Here is a 19609-nt window from a genome sequence, read left to right on the forward strand (position 1 = left end):
AAGTAAGGGGCTAAAATGCGGACGTTTCTCACCTTGCCGGACGTGGCCGAGGCGCTGAACATCTCCATGTCACAGACGCGAGCACTGATCCAGCGCGGAGACTTGGAGGGGATTCAGATCGGCGGCCGGGGCCAGTGGCGAGTCGAAGAGGCCAAGCTGGATGAGTACATCGAGCGGCTGTACGCCGAGCAGCGGCAGGCGCGAGCCGAACAGAAGACCCGCTGATCCACCTCAGGAGCGCACACTGCGCACCGCGGTGATCACAGACAACGGAACAGTGCTGAGACGAACCTGTGCGTGGGCCCGCACATCGAGGAAGTCTCGACCTGCGCCGAGAAGTCGGCCTTGGACCAGAATCCCCGCCTCACCGTGAACCGCCACCTGTGCGCCCGCGTCGGCAAGCGCGCGCAGCGGCGAGGTGATGGTTAACCTGCGCCGCACCTGACTGCGCTCCACCTCTGCTCGCCGGGTCAGTCCGGAAATCATCTGCATCGCCGCCCCAGGTATCAGCCATTGGCAGCCTCGCGCGAGACCGCTGACCCAGTCGGTACCCGCTGCCGTCATCTCCAGGGTCAGTGTCTCTCCGCCGTGCAGCTTGATGTCCAGCTCCTGGCCGCGGTGAGCGCGAAGGCGATCAGCCAACAGCACCCGTGACCATTCCAGCGCGATAACCTCTGCGACCCCGTGCTCGAAGTCGTCCTGCCGCATTGCCGCAGCCTCGGCCTGCAGATCAGCAAAGAGTGCATCCCAGCGCATATTCGCCCCCTGATTTCCGGCGGCTGAGGAGCCGACGTAGCCATTTTTGCACAACCCCTGTTGCGCCACGAGGTACTGCATGTACCATCAATGACTATCAAACGTTATCAAACAAGCTTTAAAGATCTGCTATGCCACCTTTTGTTCCCGAACGACCCTCAGTATCCGCTCCCCGGCATCAGGGCCTCCCCTCCCGCCACAGGGAAGAGGCCACGCGGACCGTGGCAGGTGAGGTGACGTTGTGGACCCTCGTCGCCGAGCATCTGGGTGGCGATGCCACTGACTGGGAGATCGCTCGGGAGTGGCCTCGCTGGCACCAGTTCAATATTGACCGGATTGGACAGGAACCGGGCAGCCTGCGCCCCGGCACAGCCCTGCGAGTGCCCCCACCACCCCGGTACTGACCCGCCGACCCTCGACCCCACCAGAGACCAAGGAGCCGATCCCGATGATCCCCACGAGCAGACGCTCAGCGACAATGGTGCAAAGCCTTGCGCCCCCAGCATCGCGACCCCTGCGCGCCCGCTTGGAGCCGCCGGGCGCGGATCCTCAGGAAAGCATCCAGGAGGGCTGGGAGGATGCGGAGGTGGCCGAGGATCACCAGACGGCGCATCCATGCTTCCGCATTCAGCGGGAGGCTGAGGTGCCCCGACTGCTGAGGACCATAGGGGTCGCCCCACGGCTGCCGGACTCAGCCGCTGACTCAGCCGCTGACTCAGCGCAGAGCCAACGCCCCGATGAGTTGGCCACCAAGCGGCAGGAGCGCCGACAGGTGGTGGCAGTGGCGCGCGTGGTGTGCCAGGCCACAGCCGAGACTCTGGTGGGCCTGCGCCCGGTGACCCAACTGCGCAGGTGGCTGGAGGCTGAGGTTTACCACAAGGTCCAGCAGCGCGCGGCGATTATGGCCAGGCACCGAGCGGGGCTCGCTGTTCAGCCCCGGACACTGCACTTCCGCTCCGAACGCGCCTGCCAGCCCAGGCCCGGCTGCTGGGAAGTCTCTGTGGTCTTCAGTGACGAGCTGCGCGCCAGGGCGTGCGCGATGCGGCTTGAAGCCCACCGCGGGCGGTGGCGGGTAGTCGCCATGGAGCTGGGGTGACAGAGCCTCCGGCTATGCCGCTGCGGGTCCCTTGGGCTCATTCAGTCCGGGCACCTGGACCGACTTGCCCGCAGCCGCTGCTCGGCCGTCCTTGACTCCCGGAAGTTTGGGCGCTGCCGACTGCGGAGTCACTGCCCGGACCTCTGCCTGGAACAGTTTCCGGACTGACTCTTCGCGGATGTCCTCCGCCATCGCGTGGAAGAGCAGGTAACCCTCGCGCTGATACTCGACCAGCGGATCACGCTGTGCCATCGACCGCAGCCCGATCCCCGACTTCAAGTAATCCATCTCATACAGATGGTCCTGCCACTTCTGATCGATCACCGCCAGCAGGACGCGGCGCTCAAGTTGACGCAACGCCTCGGCGCCCACCTCAGCTTCCTTGCGCTCATAGGCGATCTTGGCATCGGAGATGATCTCACGCTTCAGCATCTTGGGCGACAGCTGGTCGATTCCGCCTGCTTCTTCGATCAGATCAGCAATCTCCAGAGAAATCGGGTAGAGGTCCCGCAGGTCCTCCCAGAGGCCTTCAAGGTCCCAATCCTCGGAGGAGGAGGCCAGGGTCTTCTCCTCGATGATCAGGCTCACCGCGTCCTCAAGAAAGTGCTGGACCTTCTCATGGACATCATCGCCTTCGAGAATTCGCCGGCGATCCGAGTAGATGGCCTCGCGCTGACGGTTCATCACGTCGTCGTACTTCAGCACGTTCTTGCGCTGCTCGGTGTTCTGCGCCTCGCGCTGCTGCTGCGCGGAGGCAATGGCACCTGAGACCATCTTGTGCTCCACCGGGACCTCATCGTCCAGCACAGAAGACTGCATCAGCCGATGAGCCGCCTGCTGGTTGAACAGGCGCATCAGATTGTCGGTCAGCGAGATGTAGAACCGGGATTCGCCCGGGTCGCCCTGGCGCCCCGAACGCCCGCGCAGCTGATTGTCAATCCGTCGGGACTGGTGCCGCTCGGTGCCGAGAACGTAAAGCCCGCCCAGGGCCCGGACCTCCTCGGCTTCCGCCTCTGTCTCAGCCTTCGCCCGGTCGAAGACTTCGCTCCATCTCGCCTCGTACTGCTCAGCGTCGGCCTCCGGGTCCAGGCCGAGCTTCTCCATCTCCCGAACAGCTTTGAACTCCGCGTTGCCACCAAGCATGATGTCGGTTCCCCGCCCCGCCATGTTGGTCGCAACGGTCACCGCGCCCTTGTGCCCGGCCTGGGCCACGATGGCTGCCTCACGCTCGTGGTTCTTGGCGTTGAGCACCTCGTGCCGGATCCCCTGCTTGGCCAAGAGTTTGGACAAGTACTCGGACTTCTCAACCGACTCGGTGCCGACCAGGATGGGCTGGCCCTTGCGGTGGCGCTCGGTGATGTCTTTGACCACGGCGTCGAACTTCACCAGCTCATTGCGGTAGACCACGTCATTGTGATCTGTGCGCTGCCGCGGCTTGTTCGGCGGGATGGGAACCACGCCGAGCTTATAGGTGGACATGAATTCCGCGGCTTCAGTCTCAGCAGTACCGGTCATGCCGGAGATCTTCTGGTAATGACGGAAATAGTTCTGCAGCGTGACAGTGGCTCGGGTCTGGTTCTCCGGCTTGATCCGGACACTTTCCTTGGCCTCGATGGCTTGATGCAGCCCCTCGTTGTAACGCCGGCCTTTCAGGATGCGCCCGGTGTGCTCGTCAACTATGTGCACCTCATTGTCCGTGACCACATAGTCAGTGTCCCGCTTATAGAGCTCTTTGGCCCGAATGGCGTTGTTCAGGTACTGGATCAGGGTGGTGTTCTGCGTTTCGTAGAGGTTCTCAATGCCGAGATAGTCTTCGACCTTGTCGATGCCGGACTCCAGCACCCCGACGGTTCGCTTCTTCTCATCCACCTCATAATCCTCGTCCTTGGTGAGGGTCTGGACGAGCTTGGCGAAGTCGTTGTACCAGCGGGAGATGTCACCACTGGCCGCCCCCGAGATGATCAGCGGGGTGCGGGCCTCGTCAATAAGGATGGAGTCGATCTCATCGATGATCGCGTAGTGGTGTCCGCGCTGGACGAGGTCCTCCAGCGACTGGGCCATATTGTCGCGAAGGAAGTCGAAGCCGAACTCGTTGTTGGTGCCGTAGGTGATGTCAGCTGCATATGCTTCGCGACGCTGGGCCGACTTCAGGTTGTTGACGATCACCCCTGTGCTCAGTCCCAGGAAACGGTAGACCCGGCCCATCAGCTCAGCCTGGTATTTCGCCAGGTAGTCATTGACCGTGACCACGTGGACACCCTGGCCGGTCAAGGCGTTGAGATAGGCCGGGGCGGTAGCGACAAGAGTCTTCCCTTCGCCAGTGCCCATCTCCGCGATGTTCCCCAGATGCAGCGCCGCACCACCCATAATCTGGACGTCATAGTGGCGCTGGCCCAGGGTGCGGCCGGCCGCTTCTCGGACGGCTGCAAAGCTTTCCGGCAGGAGCGAGTCCAGCGACTCCCCGTCTGCCACCCGCTCTTTGAAGCGCTCAGTCTCCTGCCGCAGCTCCGCGTCGGAGAGCTGCGCAAACTCGTCCTCAAGCATGTTCACTGCGTCGGCATATCCGCGCAGTTTCTTGAGGATCTTCTTTTCCCCAGTCTTGAGGACTTTTTCCAGCAGGGTGGGCATCAGTGAGTCGATCTCCGTCAAATGTTCTACAGCGTCAACAAAACAGTGTATGCCCGCGGACCGCTGTCGGCTAACCTGCAGCGCTTCCCGACAGCGAAGCCGGAGCCCCCTTCGCAGAGGAAGGAGGCTCCGGGACAGGTCTTGCGCAGTGGCTCAGGGAGGGCTCAGGCAGCGCTGACCCGCGAGCGGGTGGTTCCCTGTGATGGCCGGTACGGCCGCTCCTCGACGTCGCTGTCGGTGGACTGGCCTGAGGGATCCAAGGAGATCACCCCGTAGGTCCAGCCCCGGCGCCGGTACACAGCTGAAGGCTGCTGAGTCTCCGCGTCCAGGTACAGATAGAAGTCGTGGCCCAGAAGCTCCATTGCATCCACCGCCGCATCCACGCTCATCGGCTGAGCGGGGAACACCTTTCGGCGGATCCGGATCGGCTCGTCCCAATCGTCGGTCTCCGGCGGCACGTCATCGACGGCCTCCGCGTCCAGGACCTGCTCATACAGCGGACGGTCCGGGTCCACCGGAGTCAGTCCGGCCAAAGCCTGCCCCACCGACTGGGCAGGATGACCAAGTGTGCCATTGCTGCGCGCCCGGGACTTCTTCTTGTCCCTGACCCGGCGCAGACGCTCACAGAGCTTGTCCCAGGCAATTTCGAATGCGGCGAATTTGTCCTCCGCCTGCGCCTCAGACCGGATGATCTTGCCCCGCCCAATGAGAGTGAGTTCCACAGTGATTGACGTCTCGGCTCGGCGATGCGCACTTTCACTGGACACCTTGACCTCAAGCCGCTGTCCCTTATCCGAGAGCTGCTCCACCTTGTCGAGTTTGGACTCGAGGTGTTCCTTGAACGCTGACGGGATAGTGATATTGCGTCCGGTGTAGGTGGTCTGCAGAGTCATGATGGTCCTCCTTGGCGTCCGTCATGCAGTTGGCGCGACGACGGGTGAGGACTCCCTTCAGAGCCCACCGTCGTTGCGATGGGTCTCGTCATCTAAACACCCATACTTCACCGTATGCCCTGCCTGGCACTTTTCGGAAGTGCTCACCGCACAATGGGGCCGAGGACTTTTTATTCACTCTGCAGCCCCGCCCGCGGAGTCACCGCGACCACCGCGGCACCGCGCACGAATGCGCCGGCCTCGGTCAGCGCAGCGTACATCCCGTGGATCGTGGCCCCGGTGGTGAGCACGTCGTCGATCAGCAGCACCTGCTGGCCCGACACGGCGCGGCGCGCCTGTTCAGTGAGCTCAAACTGTGTCACCGCAGCGCGCCGGCTGCTCTTGGCCCGGCCTTTTTGGCTGCGCAGGCCGGACAGGGAAAGCATTCCGCTGCGGGTGCGGTTCAGCACCGGTCCCTGCGCTCGGCAGCGCTGCGGCAGTGCCGCTGCACTGACCAGTTCCTCCACCGGAGAGCGTCCGCGCCGCAGCCGTGCGCGGGGTGACGACGGCGGCCAGACGAGCAGCACGTCAGCACCGGGGGGCACGCCCTGGAGGGCGGTGCGCACCGAGCGGGACAGCGCCGGGGCCAAGACCCGACCCAGCCCGATGCGCTCATGATCTTTGAATGCAATGACCACATCGGCCACCAGGGTCTTGTACAGGCCAGCACTGCTCACCGGCAGCAGGTGGATCCCGTGCTCGTCGACATTCGTGATCGGCAGCGCTTCCGCGCCCTCAGCGGCGCTGAAGGGATCCCGGGTCAGGAGGCGAAAGTCCACACAGCACTCATCGCAGAGGTCCGTCGCTTCGGCCCCGCAGCCCACGCAGGCAACGGGCAGCAGCAGGTCAGCGGTCTGCTGGGCGGTCCGGCGCACCCCGCCTCCCAGCGGGGAGAACCATAGCCGGTCCAGCGCTGAGGTCAGAGACGGCGTCGAGCTGGGCATGGCTCCAGCATGTGCGCTCGGCGCAGGAGCGCGCCAGGGGTGGTGTGCAGCTGTGGAAAACTCGTCAGCCGGAGTAGCTGAGGTCCCGGACGTCGTCGTCGATCTCGTCCTGGATCATGTTGGAGTCCCCCACGATCTGCCACACTCCGGAGTCCTCCTGCTCAAAGTAGACCGGGCGCCCCTCACCGACGGAGACGTTGAGCAGCCCGGAGAGGCCTTCTGAAGGTGGGCCGGAGGCGCCGGAGATGTTGATCCGCTGCATATACCTGGTCTCCACCTCTTCCGAGTCGTGGGGCCGCCACACCAGCACCTCGTCATTATTTGACCAACGGACCTCCTCCAGCTCCACCTGTTCATCGTGGTGGAGACGCTGGTGCTGCTCCAGCCCCCACGGCACCCCGGTGGTGCCGTCCCGCTGCACGGAGGCGATGTAGAGGCTGCGCACTCCGGCGTCCTCGAGGATGAGCGCAGCCCGCGTGCCGTCTTGGGAGATACGCAGCGAGGTCACGCGCCGCCCTTCGATGAAGTCAGCGGTCACGGCCACCGAGTTGGCATCCTCGTCCTCATAGCTGAAGGCCCGGATAGTTGCCGAGTCCTCACCGTTGGTGGTCACTGTCCAGGTCCAGCCGAAGTTATCCATGGAGGGCCGCGGCATATTCTCTGACTCCACCAGCAGTTCGGGCTCATCAGCGTCGGCGCGCACATGATAGAGCTCATTCAGATCCCCGGACATCACCGCGATCACTTCCCCTTCGGCTGCGGTGGAGACGGCGGGGAACCGAGGCTCGATGTCACTGAGGTCGGGCATTCCTGCCACCCGTGAGGTATCGGTGTTCAGCTGCCACACCAGTTCGTCACCCTGGAGGCCGATCTGTCGCTCCAAGGCTCTGGGCTGGGTCTCGATCTGCAGCCCCTGCCCTTCCGGGAGCTCAGGAAGCTCGACGTCAGCCCCGCCCACCGTCAGCCTGACCTCACGCACGGAGCTCAGCTGGGTCAGCGCCATGGAGAGCTGGTTGTGCATCAGAGCCAGCTCACGGTCAGAAGCGCCAGCGGTCACCGAGGGATCCAGGTCCACCGTGGCAGTTCCCTCGGAGACTGGAACAGCAGGCGTGCCGAGACTGGCGTTGTCGTCGAAGGCGGAGAGCACCCCTGGGGCCAGCCAGGGCGCAGGCCCGCGCAGCAGCAGATCCACCAATTCGGTGGACTGGCCTGAGAGGCTGATCAGCCACCTGACGTCGGGCACCGCGTAGCGCTGCTGCGGATCGTAGAAATACAGGGTGAATTCGTCATAGGCGCTGTTGAAGGCCCCGGCTTCCAGGATCTTGCCGTCGGGGGCACCGCTGATGCGCCATTCGCCGTCGACTTCCTCGACCTCGAACGTCTGACTGGTGGGCTCATCCGGACGGGCCATGATGCCGTCAGAGTTAACCCGAGCGTCCATGGTCAGTTGAACGTTGTAGACCGCCTCCCCGGACGCATCGACGCTCATGTTTCCGTCGGTGTAGACCATTGTCTGGGTCCACGGGTCCCATTCCTCCGCAAAATCCTCGGTCAGGTACTCGCGGGCCACCGCATGATCGTCATCAGGCCGAGCCCCAGCCTGCAGGAACCCCTCGATGATGTCTTCCGGGCTGGCCCCGGACTCTGGGGAGCGCACCACGACCCCCGAGTCGCGCTCGGATCCCGCTGGAGCCTCGGCGGTTCCCACGTCCCCGTCGGTGGGCAGCGTAGGAGTACAAGCACTGACCAACAAACCCACTGCGGCCAGCCCAGCGACCCATGTCCTCAGTGCCGCGCTCATGGGGAACCGCCGTCCTTGTAGAGCGCCTGTTCGTTGACCCGGTCATGAGCCCGCTCCACCGCGATCAAGTCAGCATCGGCGCTGATCCGGTTGCGCTGCTGCACTGAGTAGACCGGCGGCAGCGCCAGCGGGGAGGATTCGTAGGGAGCCCCTTGGACGCGAGGAAGCACCAGCCGGAAGCAGGAGCCCTGCCCGGTCTGGCCCCACGCGTCGAGGCTGCCCTGATGCAGCCTGATGTCTTCGGTGGCGATCGACAGGCCCAGCCCGGAGCCGCCGGTGGTGCGTGCCCGTGCCGGGTCGGCCCTCCAGAAGCGGTCGAAGACGTGGGCCACCTGCTCCGAGGACATACCCACACCATAGTCGCGCACCGCGATCGCCACCGCGCTCTCATTGGCGGAGATGATCAGATCCACCGGCTGACCTTCGGAATGTTCAATGGCGTTGTTGACCAGGTTGCGAAGAATACGGTTGATCCGGCGCCGGTCCACCTCCGCGATGTAACTGTCCACCTCATCGGGAATCACCATGTTCAGCTCTGCTCCGGCACGGTCGGCCAGGGGGACGGCGGCGGTCAGCACGTCCTCCGCCAAGGCCCACAGGTCCACTTCGGACAGGGCCAGCTCAGCGGCGCCGGCATCAAAGCGCGACATCTCCAGCAGGTCGGCCAGCAGCGCCTGAAAACGCTCCACCTGGTGGTGCAGCAGCTCGGTGGAGCGCTGACTCACCGGATCGAACTGGTCGCGGGATTCGTAGAGCATGCTTGCTGCCATGCTCACTGTGGTCAGCGGGGTGCGCAGCTCATGGGAGACGTCCGAGACGAAGCGCTGCTGCATCTTCGACAGGTGGGCTAACTGGGTGATCTGCTCCTGCAGAGTGGAGGCCATCCGGTTGAAGGAGACTCCCAAGCGAGCGATCTCGTCCTCGCCGATCACGGCAAGGCGCTGGTCGAGCTGCCCGTCGGCAATGCGTTCTGAGACCTCCGCGGCCTGGGAGACCGGCCGTACCACCGACCGGGCTACCCAGGCGGCGATCAGCAGGTTCATCACCAGAATGGCGGTGGCTGCGACGAGGAAGACACGGAAGACAAAATTCACGTTCTCCTGCACCGAGGAGAAGTCGTAGACGAAGAAGAGACCGTAAGGGGGGCCGGTGGGGAGCTGGATGCTGATGCCGAAAGCTACCCCCGGGACTACCACGCCATCGTCACCCTCGATGCCCACCGGCTGCCAGTGCTGCCGGTCGGGCCCACTGACCAAGACAGCCTCGCGGAGCTCCGGGCTGATCACATCCTGCGAGATTTCTGTCGAGCGCGGCATAACGGGCAAGTTCTCTGACTCCTCCAGCGGGATCAGCAGGCTTTCCCGGATCAGCGCCGAGGAGCCGCCCAGCCCCTCGAAGATCTCCGGCACGCGCTCTTCCAGGGTCGCCGACTCCGATGTTTCGATGGCGCCGAATGCCTGCCGAGCCTCGGCCAAACCCGCGGTGGCCTCAGCCTCCACCTGGTCAAGACGCTCCTGGTAGAGCCCGGTGGTGACCTGCTGGACGAGGAAGTAGGCGATCAGCGCCGAACCGACCAGGGTGATGACTCCGGTGATCACCATGGCGCGCGCCATCAGGGAGCGCGCCCAGAACTTCGAGAGTCTCGTCACGCGCCGCCGAAGCGTCACCCAAGGCGCTGCCTCCTCGGGTGCAGTGGGGTCCGGGTCTCCCGCCTGGCTCTCGCCAAACGAGCTGCTGTCCTGAGTGATGTCGGCGGCGCCCCTCAGCCGCCGGCCTTGTAACCGATGCCGCGAACGGTCTGGATGATCTCCGGATTCTCCGGGTCCTTTTCAACTTTGGAGCGCAGCCGCTGCACGTGGACGTTGACCAGTCGGGTGTCAGCCTGGTGGCGGTACCCCCACACTTCTTCCAGCAGCATCTCCCGGTTCCACACCTGCCACGGTTTCTTCGCCAGCGTCGAGAGCAGGTCGAACTCCAACGGTGTCAATGAGATGCGGGTGCTGCCGCGCCGAACTTCATGACCAGCGACGTCGATGGTCAGGTCCCCGATAGTCAGAGTCTCCCCGTCCGGCCGGTTCGCCGGCTCCGGGGTGCGCAGCCGGGCACGGACCCTGGCCACCAGCTCGGCTGGCTTGAAAGGCTTCGGCACATAGTCATCGGCACCGGCTTCGAGTCCTCGGACCACGTCAGCGGTATCCGACTTCGCCGTCAACATGACAATGGGGGTGTCAGCTTCCTCCCGGATTTCACGGCAGACCTCGATCCCGTCTTTGCCGGGCAGCATGAGGTCCAGCAGCACCAGGTCCGGGTCTGCGGAGCGGAACGCGTCAAGGGCAAGCTCCCCGGTGGCGCAGAAGGTCGGCTCGAACCCGTCATTGCGCAGCACGATGCCGATCATCTCCGACAGCGCCTCGTCATCGTCGACCACCAAGATGTTGGCTCTCATGGAGCTCCGTCCTTCCTCACTGCTGCTGAGACCGGCACGCGAGTCTAGGGACCCGCGCACCTGCTGATTCTCCAGGATATATGAGGCGATAGGGTGGAACTCGGACCTCACGGCGGCTTCCGGGACAGGCGGGTGGTATGAGCACGACGACGCCGGCGCGGCTGAGCCCCCACACCCCCCGCCCCGGCGCAGTATTCCCACTGCGCCCGCTGGCGCAGGACGAACTCTTCAAAGCCGCATTCACAGTGATTCGCCGCTGCCCGCGGGCTGTCCTGGGACTGCCGTTGGCAGCGGCCGTGGTGAACCTCGGCGTCGCTGTGCTGCTGCTGGCGGCCTCCCCCGGAGATGCCTATCTGCGAATGCTCACCGATCCGATGGCGTTTGAGAATGAAGAGATGCTGCTGGCGGCACTGAGTGAGGGCGGTGTGCTGCTGCTGATGGTGACCGGCTTCGTGATCAGTGGGCTGGCCTGGGCGGTCTCCGTGGGCCTCTTGGCCATCCCTGTACTGCGCGCCGCCTACGGCCTGCCCACCTCCCTGCGGCAGACCGTGGGCCTGCGCGCACGCCGGCTGGGGTGGCTGCTGCTGCATCTGCTGGTGGTGGTGACCGCGCTGCTGCTGGTGGGAGCGCTGGCCGTGGCCGCGGGGGTGCTGCTCACGGTCGTTACCTTAGGTTTCGGACTGCTGGTGGCCCTACCCGCCCTGTTCCTGCTGCTGTGCTGGCTGACTGCGGGGCTGATGTTCGGACCGCTGCTGACGGTCGTCGAGGGCCGTAATGCCTTCAGCGCCATCGGCAGGTCCTTTACGCTGAATCGCGGAATGTGGTGGCGGCATATTGGCGCGGTCGCGCTGCTGTATCTGATGTTGGTGGTGGTCCTGGTGGTGACCGCCCTGCCCGCCACCTTGGTGACGGAGCTCGGCAGCGAGCTCGCGTGGCGCTCGGATCCCGAGCAGAGCGAGGTCCTGGTGCTGGTGGTACTGGGCCTCGGACAGCTGTACGACCTGGTGCTGAACACTCTGCTGGTCGCCCTGATCGGGACCTTGATCTCGGTCATGTACCTCAACGCCCGTTTCCGCAGGGAAGCATTAGACGTCATGCTCAAGCACCTGGCCCCGCAGCCGGCACAGACCGAGGCCGAGGCTGCGAAGCTGGACACCGTGCTGCCGGGCTCACCGGAGCACCTGCGGCACAGCCCGCGCCCTCCGCTGCCGGGGGCACGGCGATGAACCTAGGGTATGACCGCGACGAGGCCCGCCGACTGCTGGAGGAGGAATTGGCCGAGGGTTCCTATCAGCGCCAGTTCACCGGCCCGCTGCGCCGCACCCTTGACGCTTTCCTGGAGTGGCTGACCGGCCGTGCGTTCTCAATCGGTGGCTTCGACGTTCCCTACGGTGGGCTGCTTGTGCTGGCTGTGGTGAGTGCTGCCGTGGTCATCCTGCTTGCAGTGGTCCGCCCGCGGCTGCACCGCAGGGCGCCGAAGGACCAGCCGGTAGAACTGGATCCGCAGGTGACGGCCGCCGAGTTCCGTGCTCGAGCTCAGCAATGTGCCCGGGCTGGGGACATTAACGCTGCCGCCCAATATGCCTTCCGCGCGATGGTCCGTGCTGCCGAGGAACGGGGGGTGGCGCACCAGCAGCAAGGCCGCACCGCCACTGAGATCGCCGACAGTTTGGGCCGTTGGTACCCGCCAGCCGCCGCAGACCTGCAGCGAGCCGCGGACCTGTTCAACCGCTCGCTCTACGGCTCCGCCACTCTCGCCGAAGCAGACCTGGCGTTCATCTCTGGGCTCGATGACCAGCTGCACCGGGCCCCCGGCCCGGAGCGGCTGAGCCCTCCCGCACCACCTTTGGCGGCCCCCCGGTGAGCGCGCAGACGGGCTCACCCACCGTCGCTCCAGCAGCGGCCGCTGTCCGCACGGCGGCCACCCGCTGGCAGTTCTGGATAGTGCTGGCAGTGGTGGCGGCGGCGGTTGCCCTGGTGGCCCAGCTGCTGGAGACGTCCGAGACTGAGGTCTTCGGGACGGAGAACACCGACCTCGACGGGTACGCCGCAGTGGCCAGTGTGCTCGAAGACCACGGCGTGGAGCTCCACCGTGTCTATTCTGCCCAGGCTGCCCGGGAGCTGATGGAGCAGAACCCGGGCGCTGGCGTCGTCGTACTCCTGAGGGATATTCCACCGGAGGAGCGATTCACCGATGAGCTGGAGGCAGAAGTAGAGGCTGGGCGTGAGGTGCTGTGGATCAGTGCGGAGACCTGGCTGATCGGCGAGGTGTTCGGCGCGGAGGCACAAGCCGGTCCGCGCATCGGTGAAGGCGCAGCCGGTACCGCCCAGGTGCTGCACAGCGGGCCCCGCTGCCCCCACCCCGCCGCGGAAACGGCCAGCAGCCTGCAGGCCCCAGGTGGTTCACTGCATGCGGAGCGGGGATGCTTCCCCGTCGATCACGACAGCTATGTGCTCAGCGAGACCACGCACGGTCTCGTCTTCACCGCGCCGGAGGCGTTCACCAATCAGCACATCACCGCAGAGGGTAACGCCGCACTGGCGCTGGGTCTGTTGGGCGCTGCTGCCGAGAACGAGGCGGAACAGACCCTGATCTGGTACACGCCCTCCGGCACCGATCAGGTCGGTGCTCAGCAGTGGGGATCCCCTCTGGACTACCTCCCCGCGTGGTTCTGGCCACTGCTCTGGTGGCTGATGATCTGCGCTGCCATTGGCCTGGTGGCCGCCGGACGGCGGTACGGGCCCGTGGTGAGTGAACCCATGCCGGTCACCGTCCCGGCAGAGGAGGCGGTGGTGGGCCGAGGGCGGCTGTACCAGCGCGCCAATGCGGTCGCCGCGACCAACCAGGTGCTGCGCAGTGCGCATCTGCTGCGCCTGAGTCGGCTGCTCGGACTGGGGCGAGGTGCCTCTCCTGAAGCAATCGCAGCGGCGGCCTCGCACACCGCCCAGTGGGACCTTGACGCCGTGCGCCGCCTGCTGGAAGGCCCGGCGTCTGAGCACGCCCTTTCCCCCAACCAGCATGCGGCACGACCCCGAGACACGGACTCACCCAGCGACATGGTGGCCAGGGCCGATGCGTTGGCCAAGCTGGAACGTGACGTCAGAGACGCTCTCAGAACACAAAGGAGAACCGAATGACCGAGGATCACCCGGCCCCTCACCCCACCCTGGAGGCCGATGCGCTCTCTGCCGAGGAACTGCGCGGCCGGCTGGCCCGCGTCCGCGAAGAGGTGGCCAAGGCCGTGGTGGGGCAGGACGCAGCGGTGACCAGTGTGATCATCGCGCTGCTGGTGCGCGGCCATGTGCTGCTCGAAGGAGTGCCCGGGGTGGCGAAGACCCTGCTGGTGCGAGCGCTCTCAGCCTCCTTGGGCCTGCACTCCGCCCGGGTCCAGTTCACCCCGGACCTGATGCCCGGTGATGTGACCGGCTCGTTAGTCTACGACTCCAAGACCGGGGACTTCAGCTTCCGTCAGGGGCCGGTCTTCACCAATCTGCTGCTGGCCGACGAGATCAACCGCACTCCGCCGAAGACGCAGGCCTCGCTCCTGGAAGCGATGGAGGAGCGGCAGGTCTCGGTGGACGGTGCGGCCCGGCCGCTGCCGGACCCGTTCTTAGTCGCGGCGACGCAGAATCCGGTGGAATACGAGGGCACCTACCCGCTGCCGGAAGCGCAGTTGGACAGGTTCCTGCTCAAGGTGGAGCTGCGCCTGCCAGAACGTGAACAGGAGGTGGAGGTGATCAACCGCCACGCCGCCGGGTTTGATCCGTCAAACCTGGCAGCCGCCGGAGTGCGTCCGGTCGCCGGCACAGACGACGTGCTTGCAGCCCGGAAGTCGGTCAGCGCGGTTCGCATCACTTCCGAGGTCGCCGGGTACATCGTCGACCTCGCACGCGCCACCCGCGCCGCCCCGAGCTTCCAGCTCGGCGTCTCACCCCGCGGGGCCACCGCCCTCATGAATTCCGCCAGAGCCTGGGCCTGGCTGTGCGGACGTGACTATGTGACCCCCGACGATGTCAAAGCACTTGCACTGCCCGCGCTTCGCCACCGTGTGGCGCTGACCCCGGAGGCGTCGATGGACGGCACCGGCGCTGACGAGGTGCTCCAAGGCATTCTGACCACGACGCCTGTCCCCCGGTGAGTCTGTGCTGACACTGCGATGCTTCTGGGTGGCACTGGGCATGTCAGTCGTGGTCATGCTGGTGCCCCAATGGCTGTGGTTGTGGCTGGGCATCCTGGCGGCGGCGGTGCTGGTGGACCTCATGGCCTGCGCTTCTCCACGGACGGTGCGGGTCACCCGGATTCCTGCCCAGCCCACCCGGGCAGGCACTCCGATCACCGTGGTGAGTCGGTTGCAGAATCAGGGTCGACGCACCCTTCGCGGCTGGGCCAAAGACGGGTGGCAGCCGACCGCTTCCCCCCGTCAGGCGGTGCAGCCAGTGCAGTTGCGCGGACGCAGCACCGTGGAGCTGGAGGTGACCCTGGAGCCGCAGCGGCGCGGCGAGCTCCGCAGCGAACACCTCACGATTCGGTCCCTGGGGCCGCTGGGGCTTGCTGGGCGGCAGGTAGTCCACCGCGTGCCGCACACGGTGCAGGTCCTCCCCCAATTCGCCTCCCGCAGGCACCTGCCCTCCATGCTGCGCAGACTGCGTGAGCTCGATGGGGCGAGCGCAGTGCAGCTGCGCGGGGCGGGAACCGAATTCGACTCGCTGCGCGACTACGTCCGCGGCGACGATGTACGCTCTATCGACTGGCGTGCGACGGCCCGACGCCAAGATGCCGCAGGGCAGCACCTGGTGGTCCGCACCTGGAGACCGGAGCGTGACCGGAGGATAATTCTGTGCCTGGACTCCTCGCGGACCTCCGCGGCGCGGATCGATGACGGACCCCGCTTGGATGCCGGTGTGGAGTCGTCCCTGCTCTTGGGTGCGCTGGCTGCCCACGCAGGCGACCGGGTGGACTTTCTCGCTTTCGCGCGCGAGGTGACGGCTCGGGCCTCGTCGTCTGAGCGCGGGACCTTCCTGAACCTGCTCAGCTTGGCCGTCTCCCGGGTGGAGCCCACCCTGGTGGAGGCCGATTTCTCGCAACTGCCCGGTGAGATCGCTGCGCTCACCACGCACAGATCCTTGGTGGTGATTGTCACCGCCGCAGACTCCCCGGCCCTGCAGGAGGGGCTGCTGCCGGTGCTGCCTGCGCTGACCTCGAAACACCGGGTGGTGGTGGCCTCAGTGCGCAACCCGGAACTGCTGCAGCAGGCGGCAGCACGGGGCTCGGTGGCGGAGGTCTACGCGGCTGCGGCCGCGGAGCGGGCAATGATCGAGGCGGCAGCCATCGCTGCGGAACTGCACGCCAGGGGTGTGGAGCTGGTGGAAGCGGAACCCGACGCGCTGCCGGCAGCGCTGGCCGACTGTTACATCCGGCTCAAGGCCACCGGCAAGCTCTGACCACGGGCCGCGGCCGCGCACCTGCCCCACCGCCGCCGACCTGGTCTGCGGGGAGTGCAGTACCGAGCCAGAACCCCCTGGCCGAATGTGCCGCTTACGTGCCGCTCAGCCGCCCGGCAGAGCGGCATACGCGGCCAGTGAACGCGTCGAGTGCCCCGCCGAGAACCACTGCCCGGGAATGGCTGAGCCTGCGGCACCGTTGTACCCGCCTGTTGTCGCATCAGATCCCGATCCGTACCGTAGGTAGACATGAAAGTCCTTGCAGCTATGTCCGGTGGCGTCGACTCCGCCGTGGCGGCCGCACGCGCCGTCGATGCTGGCCACGAGGTGGTCGGAGTGCACCTGGCACTGTCCCGGATGCCCGGCACGCTGCGCACCGGCTCCCGCGGTTGCTGCACCATCGAAGACTCCTCCGATGCCTGGCGCGCCTGCGAGCGGCTCGGGATCCCCTTCTACGTCTGGGACTTCTCCGAACGGTTCAAAGCCGATGTGGTGGATGACTTCATCGCCGAGTACGCTGCCGGCCGAACCCCCAACCCCTGCATGCGCTGCAATGAGAAGATCAAGTTCGAGGCGCTGCTGGACAAGGCCATCGCCCTGGGCTTCGACGCGGTGGCCACCGGCCACTACGCCAAGATCACAGAGCACCCCGATGGGACCCGCGAACTTCACCGCGCCGCCACCTGGACCAAAGATCAGTCCTATGTGCTGGGTGTGCTCAACAATCAGCAGTTGGCTCACTGCATGTTTCCGCTGGGTGAGACACCCTCCAAGGAACTAGTTCGCGCCGAAGCCGCCGAACGGGGCCTGAGCGTGGCGCAGAAGCCCGACTCCCACGACATCTGCTTCATCCCCGACGGAGACACCCGGGGTTGGTTGGCCGAACAGATCGATATGACCGCCGGTCCCATTGTGGATTCGCAGGGCAATCAGATTGGTGAGCACCAGGGAGCTCAGGCCTACACCGTCGGCCAGCGCCGCGGGATGAAGCTCGGCCGCCCCGCCCCCGACGGCAAGCCGCGGTTCGTCCTGGAGATCCGCCCCAAGGACAACACGGTGGTGGCAGGACCGCAAGAACTGCTGGAGATCGATGTGATCACCGGCATTCGGCTCTCCTGGGCTGGACAACCAGTACCTGAGGCGGTGACCGGAAAATGGTTCGGCATCGAACTGCAGATCCGCGCCCACGCTGATCCGGTGCCCGCCCGCGCCCGGGTTGAGGAGCAGTCTGACGGCCCGCAGCTGACGGTGGAGCTGATAGAGCCGCTCAAGGGCGTGGCCCCGGGGCAGACCGCTGTGATGTACCAGGGGACCCGGGTGCTGGGCCAGGCCACCATTGACACTGCTCGCTCGCACAACTACCAGCCGATCTGACCGTCCGGACGCAAGTCAGTAAGCTGGGGTCATGAGTACCGACCCGCGGGCGGGCGACGCCGCCAAGTACGTCGACCCTCAGATCATGGATGAACTGCTCACCATGCGTTCCTCAATCGACAATATCGACGCCGCGCTGGTCCACCTCCTCGCCGAGCGGTTCAAGGCCACCCAACGGGTTGGGGTGCTCAAAGCCGAACACAAGCTGCCTCCGGCCGATCCCGGGCGGGAGAAGGCGCAGATCGAACGGCTGAAACGGTTGGCCGGTGATGCGCACCTGGATCCGGACTTCGCAGAGAAGTTCCTCAACTTCATCATTGAGGAAGTGATCCGCCACCACCAGGCCATCTCGGACCACCCCACGCGGACAAGCGACGCTGAGGCGCCCTTCGACTGGGCGAGCCAAGAGTGAACCGACCGTGGGACCTCCCGAGACGGTGATCCGGGCCGCCGCCCCCGGTACGATGCCGGGCACTGACTTTCGCAGGGCCGCTGCGCAGCTGGAGGCTGAACTCGCGGCGCCGCACACCGCCGCTGTTCCGGACCTTCCGGCCCGGGGGCACCATGGGAGCCAGCTGGGCCGGAGCATCGCCCAGTTGGTCGAGCTCCCCGCAGAGCTGACCTCCTATGGATGGCGCCTGGTCCAGCGTCCCGGCGCCGATCATCAGCGCTGCTCGGCGCTGCTGCGCTCTGATGTGGATACGCTCGCGGATGTGCGCGGGGCCCAGGCGGAGCTCGGCAAGGAGCTGACGTCACTGCAGGTTGAGGCGCTGGGGCCGTTATCGCTGGCGGCGAGACTGCACCTTCCCAACGGGGAGAAGGTGCTGATCGACCACGGCGCACGCCGGGACCTGACGCATTCCCTGGCCGCCGGGCTGGCCGAACACGTCATGCATGTCCAGCGTTCGGTCGGCCCAGAGGCACTGTGCGTGGTCCTCCAGGAACCGGATTACCCTCAGGTGCGCACCGGGACGATACCTACAGCGAGCGGTTACCGGACCATCCGGGCGCTGGGACGCGAGGAGACCCGAAACATGATCGGCGTTGTGGTGGAGGCGCTGCGGGCCGCCGGCGCGGATCAGGTCATTCTTGACTGCGGTCAGCCCTTAGAGGGCGAGCATCTTGAGGACTTCTTCCACCGCGCCTCCTCCGCAGCCGATGGGTTCGTCATCTCCACGTCCCACACCTCTGCCCGGCAGTGGGAGCGGGCCGCGGAGCTGGTGGAAGCCGGCGGGCTGGTCTGGGCCGGCCTGCTGCATGCCACGCCCGCTGGAGCAGGCCGGACGCTGCCGGAAGTCTCCAACCTCATGAGGCGTCTGACCGGGCCCTGGCAGAGTTTGGGTATGCCATCGGCGTCCTTGGCATCTGTCACGGTGGCCGGATACGGCGCTGCGGACCGACACCAGCTCGCTGAGGTGAGCGAGAGAGATTTCCTGCAGACGTGGACCCGCCTCAGGGACACCGCTGATGCGCTCACCGAGACGATGCACCAAGGGGAGGAGAGCTTCCGATGACCACTGGGAGGCCTTCTGAGGAACCCGACGCGACACGGCGTATTCCGCGGACACCTGCCGAGGAGACATTCTCCAGCGCAGCGCACCCGCCCCCCTCACGCTGGCAGGAGCCTGCTCCGGCTGCTACGCACCACCAGCCCGGCTCCCCACAGCGCAGGTCCAGCGGATGCCTAGGCGTGGTGCTGACGCTGTGCCTGGCGGTGTGGGCCAGTCTCGGCACCCTTCTCCTGCTCTCGGCGTGGGCGCAGGCCAGTGCGGGCACACATTGGGCCTCAGCAGCCGAGCAGACCCTCCGGGGCGCCCTGCAGGACGGGGCCGGTGTCGGTAACATGCTGCTGACAGCACCGGTGTTTCTGGCCGCCAGTGCCCTCTGTGTCGTCGCTGCTCTTCTGCTGCCCAGTGCCGCTGGGCTGGTGCGCGGTGCGGGCATGTTCCTGCTGCTGGGCGGCACTGCAGCTTATGCCCTGGCGGTGATTCTTGAAGTCACAGCCCTGGCCGGGGACCCCGTGACCCGCTGGCAGGCTGCGGCGGCACTGTGGCCGCGCGTGGACATTGCCGATCTGGTATTGGTTCCGCTGTTCTTCATAGGTGCACTCGTGTGTGTCCTTGCCACCTCACCGCGCAAGCAGTAGCTGACGCTCGGTCCAGGATGGACCAGCAACGACGCAGTGCCTCG

The 19609-nt window shown here is 65.8% G+C and carries 19 protein-coding genes; 12 read left to right on the forward strand and 7 right to left on the reverse strand.

Going from position 1 to position 19609, the window contains the following annotated elements:
• The first annotated feature begins 15 nt into the window (after nucleotides 1-15).
• Nucleotides 16-225 carry a helix-turn-helix domain-containing protein gene (locus FEF27_RS10230; protein WP_138170762.1) on the forward strand — a complete coding sequence of 70 codons (210 nt, stop codon included), beginning with the start codon at nucleotides 16-18 and terminating at the stop codon, nucleotides 223-225.
• Nucleotides 226-231: 6 nt separating this feature from the next.
• On the opposite strand, the gene FEF27_RS10235 is transcribed toward FEF27_RS10230, so the two are convergent.
• On the reverse strand, nucleotides 232-837 hold the full coding sequence (locus FEF27_RS10235) for a hypothetical protein (protein WP_138170763.1): 606 nt from the start codon (nucleotides 835-837) through the stop codon (nucleotides 232-234).
• A gap of 50 nt (nucleotides 838-887) precedes the next feature.
• Between FEF27_RS10235 and FEF27_RS10240 the strand changes: the two genes are divergently transcribed.
• Nucleotides 888-1160 carry a hypothetical protein gene (locus FEF27_RS10240; RefSeq protein WP_138170764.1) on the forward strand — a complete coding sequence of 91 codons (273 nt, stop codon included), beginning with the start codon at nucleotides 888-890 and terminating at the stop codon, nucleotides 1158-1160.
• A gap of 44 nt (nucleotides 1161-1204) precedes the next feature.
• Nucleotides 1205-1852 carry an Rv3235 family protein gene (locus FEF27_RS10245; RefSeq protein WP_138170765.1) on the forward strand — a complete coding sequence of 216 codons (648 nt, stop codon included), beginning with the start codon at nucleotides 1205-1207 and terminating at the stop codon, nucleotides 1850-1852.
• A 12-nt stretch (nucleotides 1853-1864) separates the two neighbouring features.
• Here FEF27_RS10245 and secA read toward each other — a convergent pair whose 3' ends face one another.
• From secA to mtrA, 6 genes are all read right to left on the reverse strand, one after another.
• Nucleotides 1865-4480 carry a preprotein translocase subunit SecA gene (gene secA / locus FEF27_RS10250; RefSeq protein WP_138170766.1) on the reverse strand — a complete coding sequence of 872 codons (2616 nt, stop codon included), beginning with the start codon at nucleotides 4478-4480 and terminating at the stop codon, nucleotides 1865-1867.
• 164 nt (nucleotides 4481-4644) lie between these two features.
• A complete protein-coding gene (gene hpf / locus FEF27_RS10255) occupies nucleotides 4645-5373 on the reverse strand; it encodes a ribosome hibernation-promoting factor, HPF/YfiA family (protein ID WP_138170767.1) in 729 nt (242 codons plus the stop codon).
• Nucleotides 5374-5543: 170 nt separating this feature from the next.
• Complete coding sequence (locus FEF27_RS10260) at nucleotides 5544-6356, reverse strand: ComF family protein (protein ID WP_138170768.1); 813 nt, start codon at nucleotides 6354-6356, stop codon at nucleotides 5544-5546.
• A 64-nt stretch (nucleotides 6357-6420) separates the two neighbouring features.
• Nucleotides 6421-8157, reverse strand: a complete 1737-nt coding sequence (locus FEF27_RS10265) for an LpqB family beta-propeller domain-containing protein (RefSeq protein ID WP_138170769.1) — start codon at nucleotides 8155-8157, stop codon at nucleotides 6421-6423.
• The gene (mtrB, locus tag FEF27_RS10270) at nucleotides 8154-9806 is read right to left on the reverse strand and encodes an MtrAB system histidine kinase MtrB (RefSeq protein ID WP_243729200.1); all 1653 of its coding nucleotides are present in this window, start codon (nucleotides 9804-9806) and stop codon (nucleotides 8154-8156) included. The genes FEF27_RS10265 and mtrB overlap by 4 nt, the downstream gene beginning before the upstream one ends.
• Before the next feature lie 113 nt (nucleotides 9807-9919).
• Nucleotides 9920-10603, reverse strand: a complete 684-nt coding sequence (gene mtrA, locus FEF27_RS10275) for an MtrAB system response regulator MtrA (RefSeq protein ID WP_138170770.1) — start codon at nucleotides 10601-10603, stop codon at nucleotides 9920-9922.
• Nucleotides 10604-10740: 137 nt separating this feature from the next.
• Between mtrA and FEF27_RS10280 the strand changes: the two genes are divergently transcribed.
• The 9 genes from FEF27_RS10280 to FEF27_RS10320 all read left to right on the forward strand — a co-directional run bounded on the left by FEF27_RS10280 (nucleotide 10741) and on the right by FEF27_RS10320 (nucleotide 19565).
• Nucleotides 10741-11829: a hypothetical protein gene (locus FEF27_RS10280; protein ID WP_138170771.1), complete on the forward strand. Its 1089-nt coding sequence runs from the start codon at nucleotides 10741-10743 to the stop codon at nucleotides 11827-11829.
• Nucleotides 11826-12467: a DUF4129 domain-containing protein gene (locus FEF27_RS10285; RefSeq protein WP_138170772.1), complete on the forward strand. Its 642-nt coding sequence runs from the start codon at nucleotides 11826-11828 to the stop codon at nucleotides 12465-12467. Before FEF27_RS10280 ends, FEF27_RS10285 begins: the two co-directional genes overlap by 4 nt.
• Complete coding sequence (locus FEF27_RS10290; RefSeq protein ID WP_138170773.1) at nucleotides 12464-13741, forward strand: DUF4350 domain-containing protein; 1278 nt, start codon at nucleotides 12464-12466, stop codon at nucleotides 13739-13741. Before FEF27_RS10285 ends, FEF27_RS10290 begins: the two co-directional genes overlap by 4 nt.
• Complete coding sequence (locus FEF27_RS10295) at nucleotides 13738-14742, forward strand: AAA family ATPase (protein WP_138170774.1); 1005 nt, start codon at nucleotides 13738-13740, stop codon at nucleotides 14740-14742. Before FEF27_RS10290 ends, FEF27_RS10295 begins: the two co-directional genes overlap by 4 nt.
• A 40-nt stretch (nucleotides 14743-14782) precedes the next feature.
• Entirely contained in the window at nucleotides 14783-16045 is a 1263-nt protein-coding gene (locus FEF27_RS10300; protein WP_208009792.1) for a DUF58 domain-containing protein, read from the forward strand.
• Nucleotides 16046-16294: 249 nt separating this feature from the next.
• Entirely contained in the window at nucleotides 16295-17419 is a 1125-nt protein-coding gene (gene mnmA, locus FEF27_RS10305) for a tRNA 2-thiouridine(34) synthase MnmA (protein ID WP_138170775.1), read from the forward strand.
• 31 nt (nucleotides 17420-17450) lie between these two features.
• The gene (locus tag FEF27_RS10310) at nucleotides 17451-17831 is read left to right on the forward strand and encodes a chorismate mutase (protein ID WP_138170776.1); all 381 of its coding nucleotides are present in this window, start codon (nucleotides 17451-17453) and stop codon (nucleotides 17829-17831) included.
• Between the two features lie 7 nt (nucleotides 17832-17838).
• Nucleotides 17839-18933, forward strand: a complete 1095-nt coding sequence (locus FEF27_RS10315) for a uroporphyrinogen decarboxylase/cobalamine-independent methonine synthase family protein (protein ID WP_138170777.1) — start codon at nucleotides 17839-17841, stop codon at nucleotides 18931-18933.
• Nucleotides 18930-19565 carry a hypothetical protein gene (locus tag FEF27_RS10320; RefSeq protein WP_138170778.1) on the forward strand — a complete coding sequence of 212 codons (636 nt, stop codon included), beginning with the start codon at nucleotides 18930-18932 and terminating at the stop codon, nucleotides 19563-19565. Before FEF27_RS10315 ends, FEF27_RS10320 begins: the two co-directional genes overlap by 4 nt.
• The last annotated feature ends 44 nt before the right edge of the window (nucleotides 19566-19609 follow it).

It is taken from the genome of Nesterenkonia sphaerica, assembly GCF_005771565.1.
GTDB lineage: Bacteria > Actinomycetota > Actinomycetes > Actinomycetales > Micrococcaceae > Nesterenkonia > Nesterenkonia sphaerica.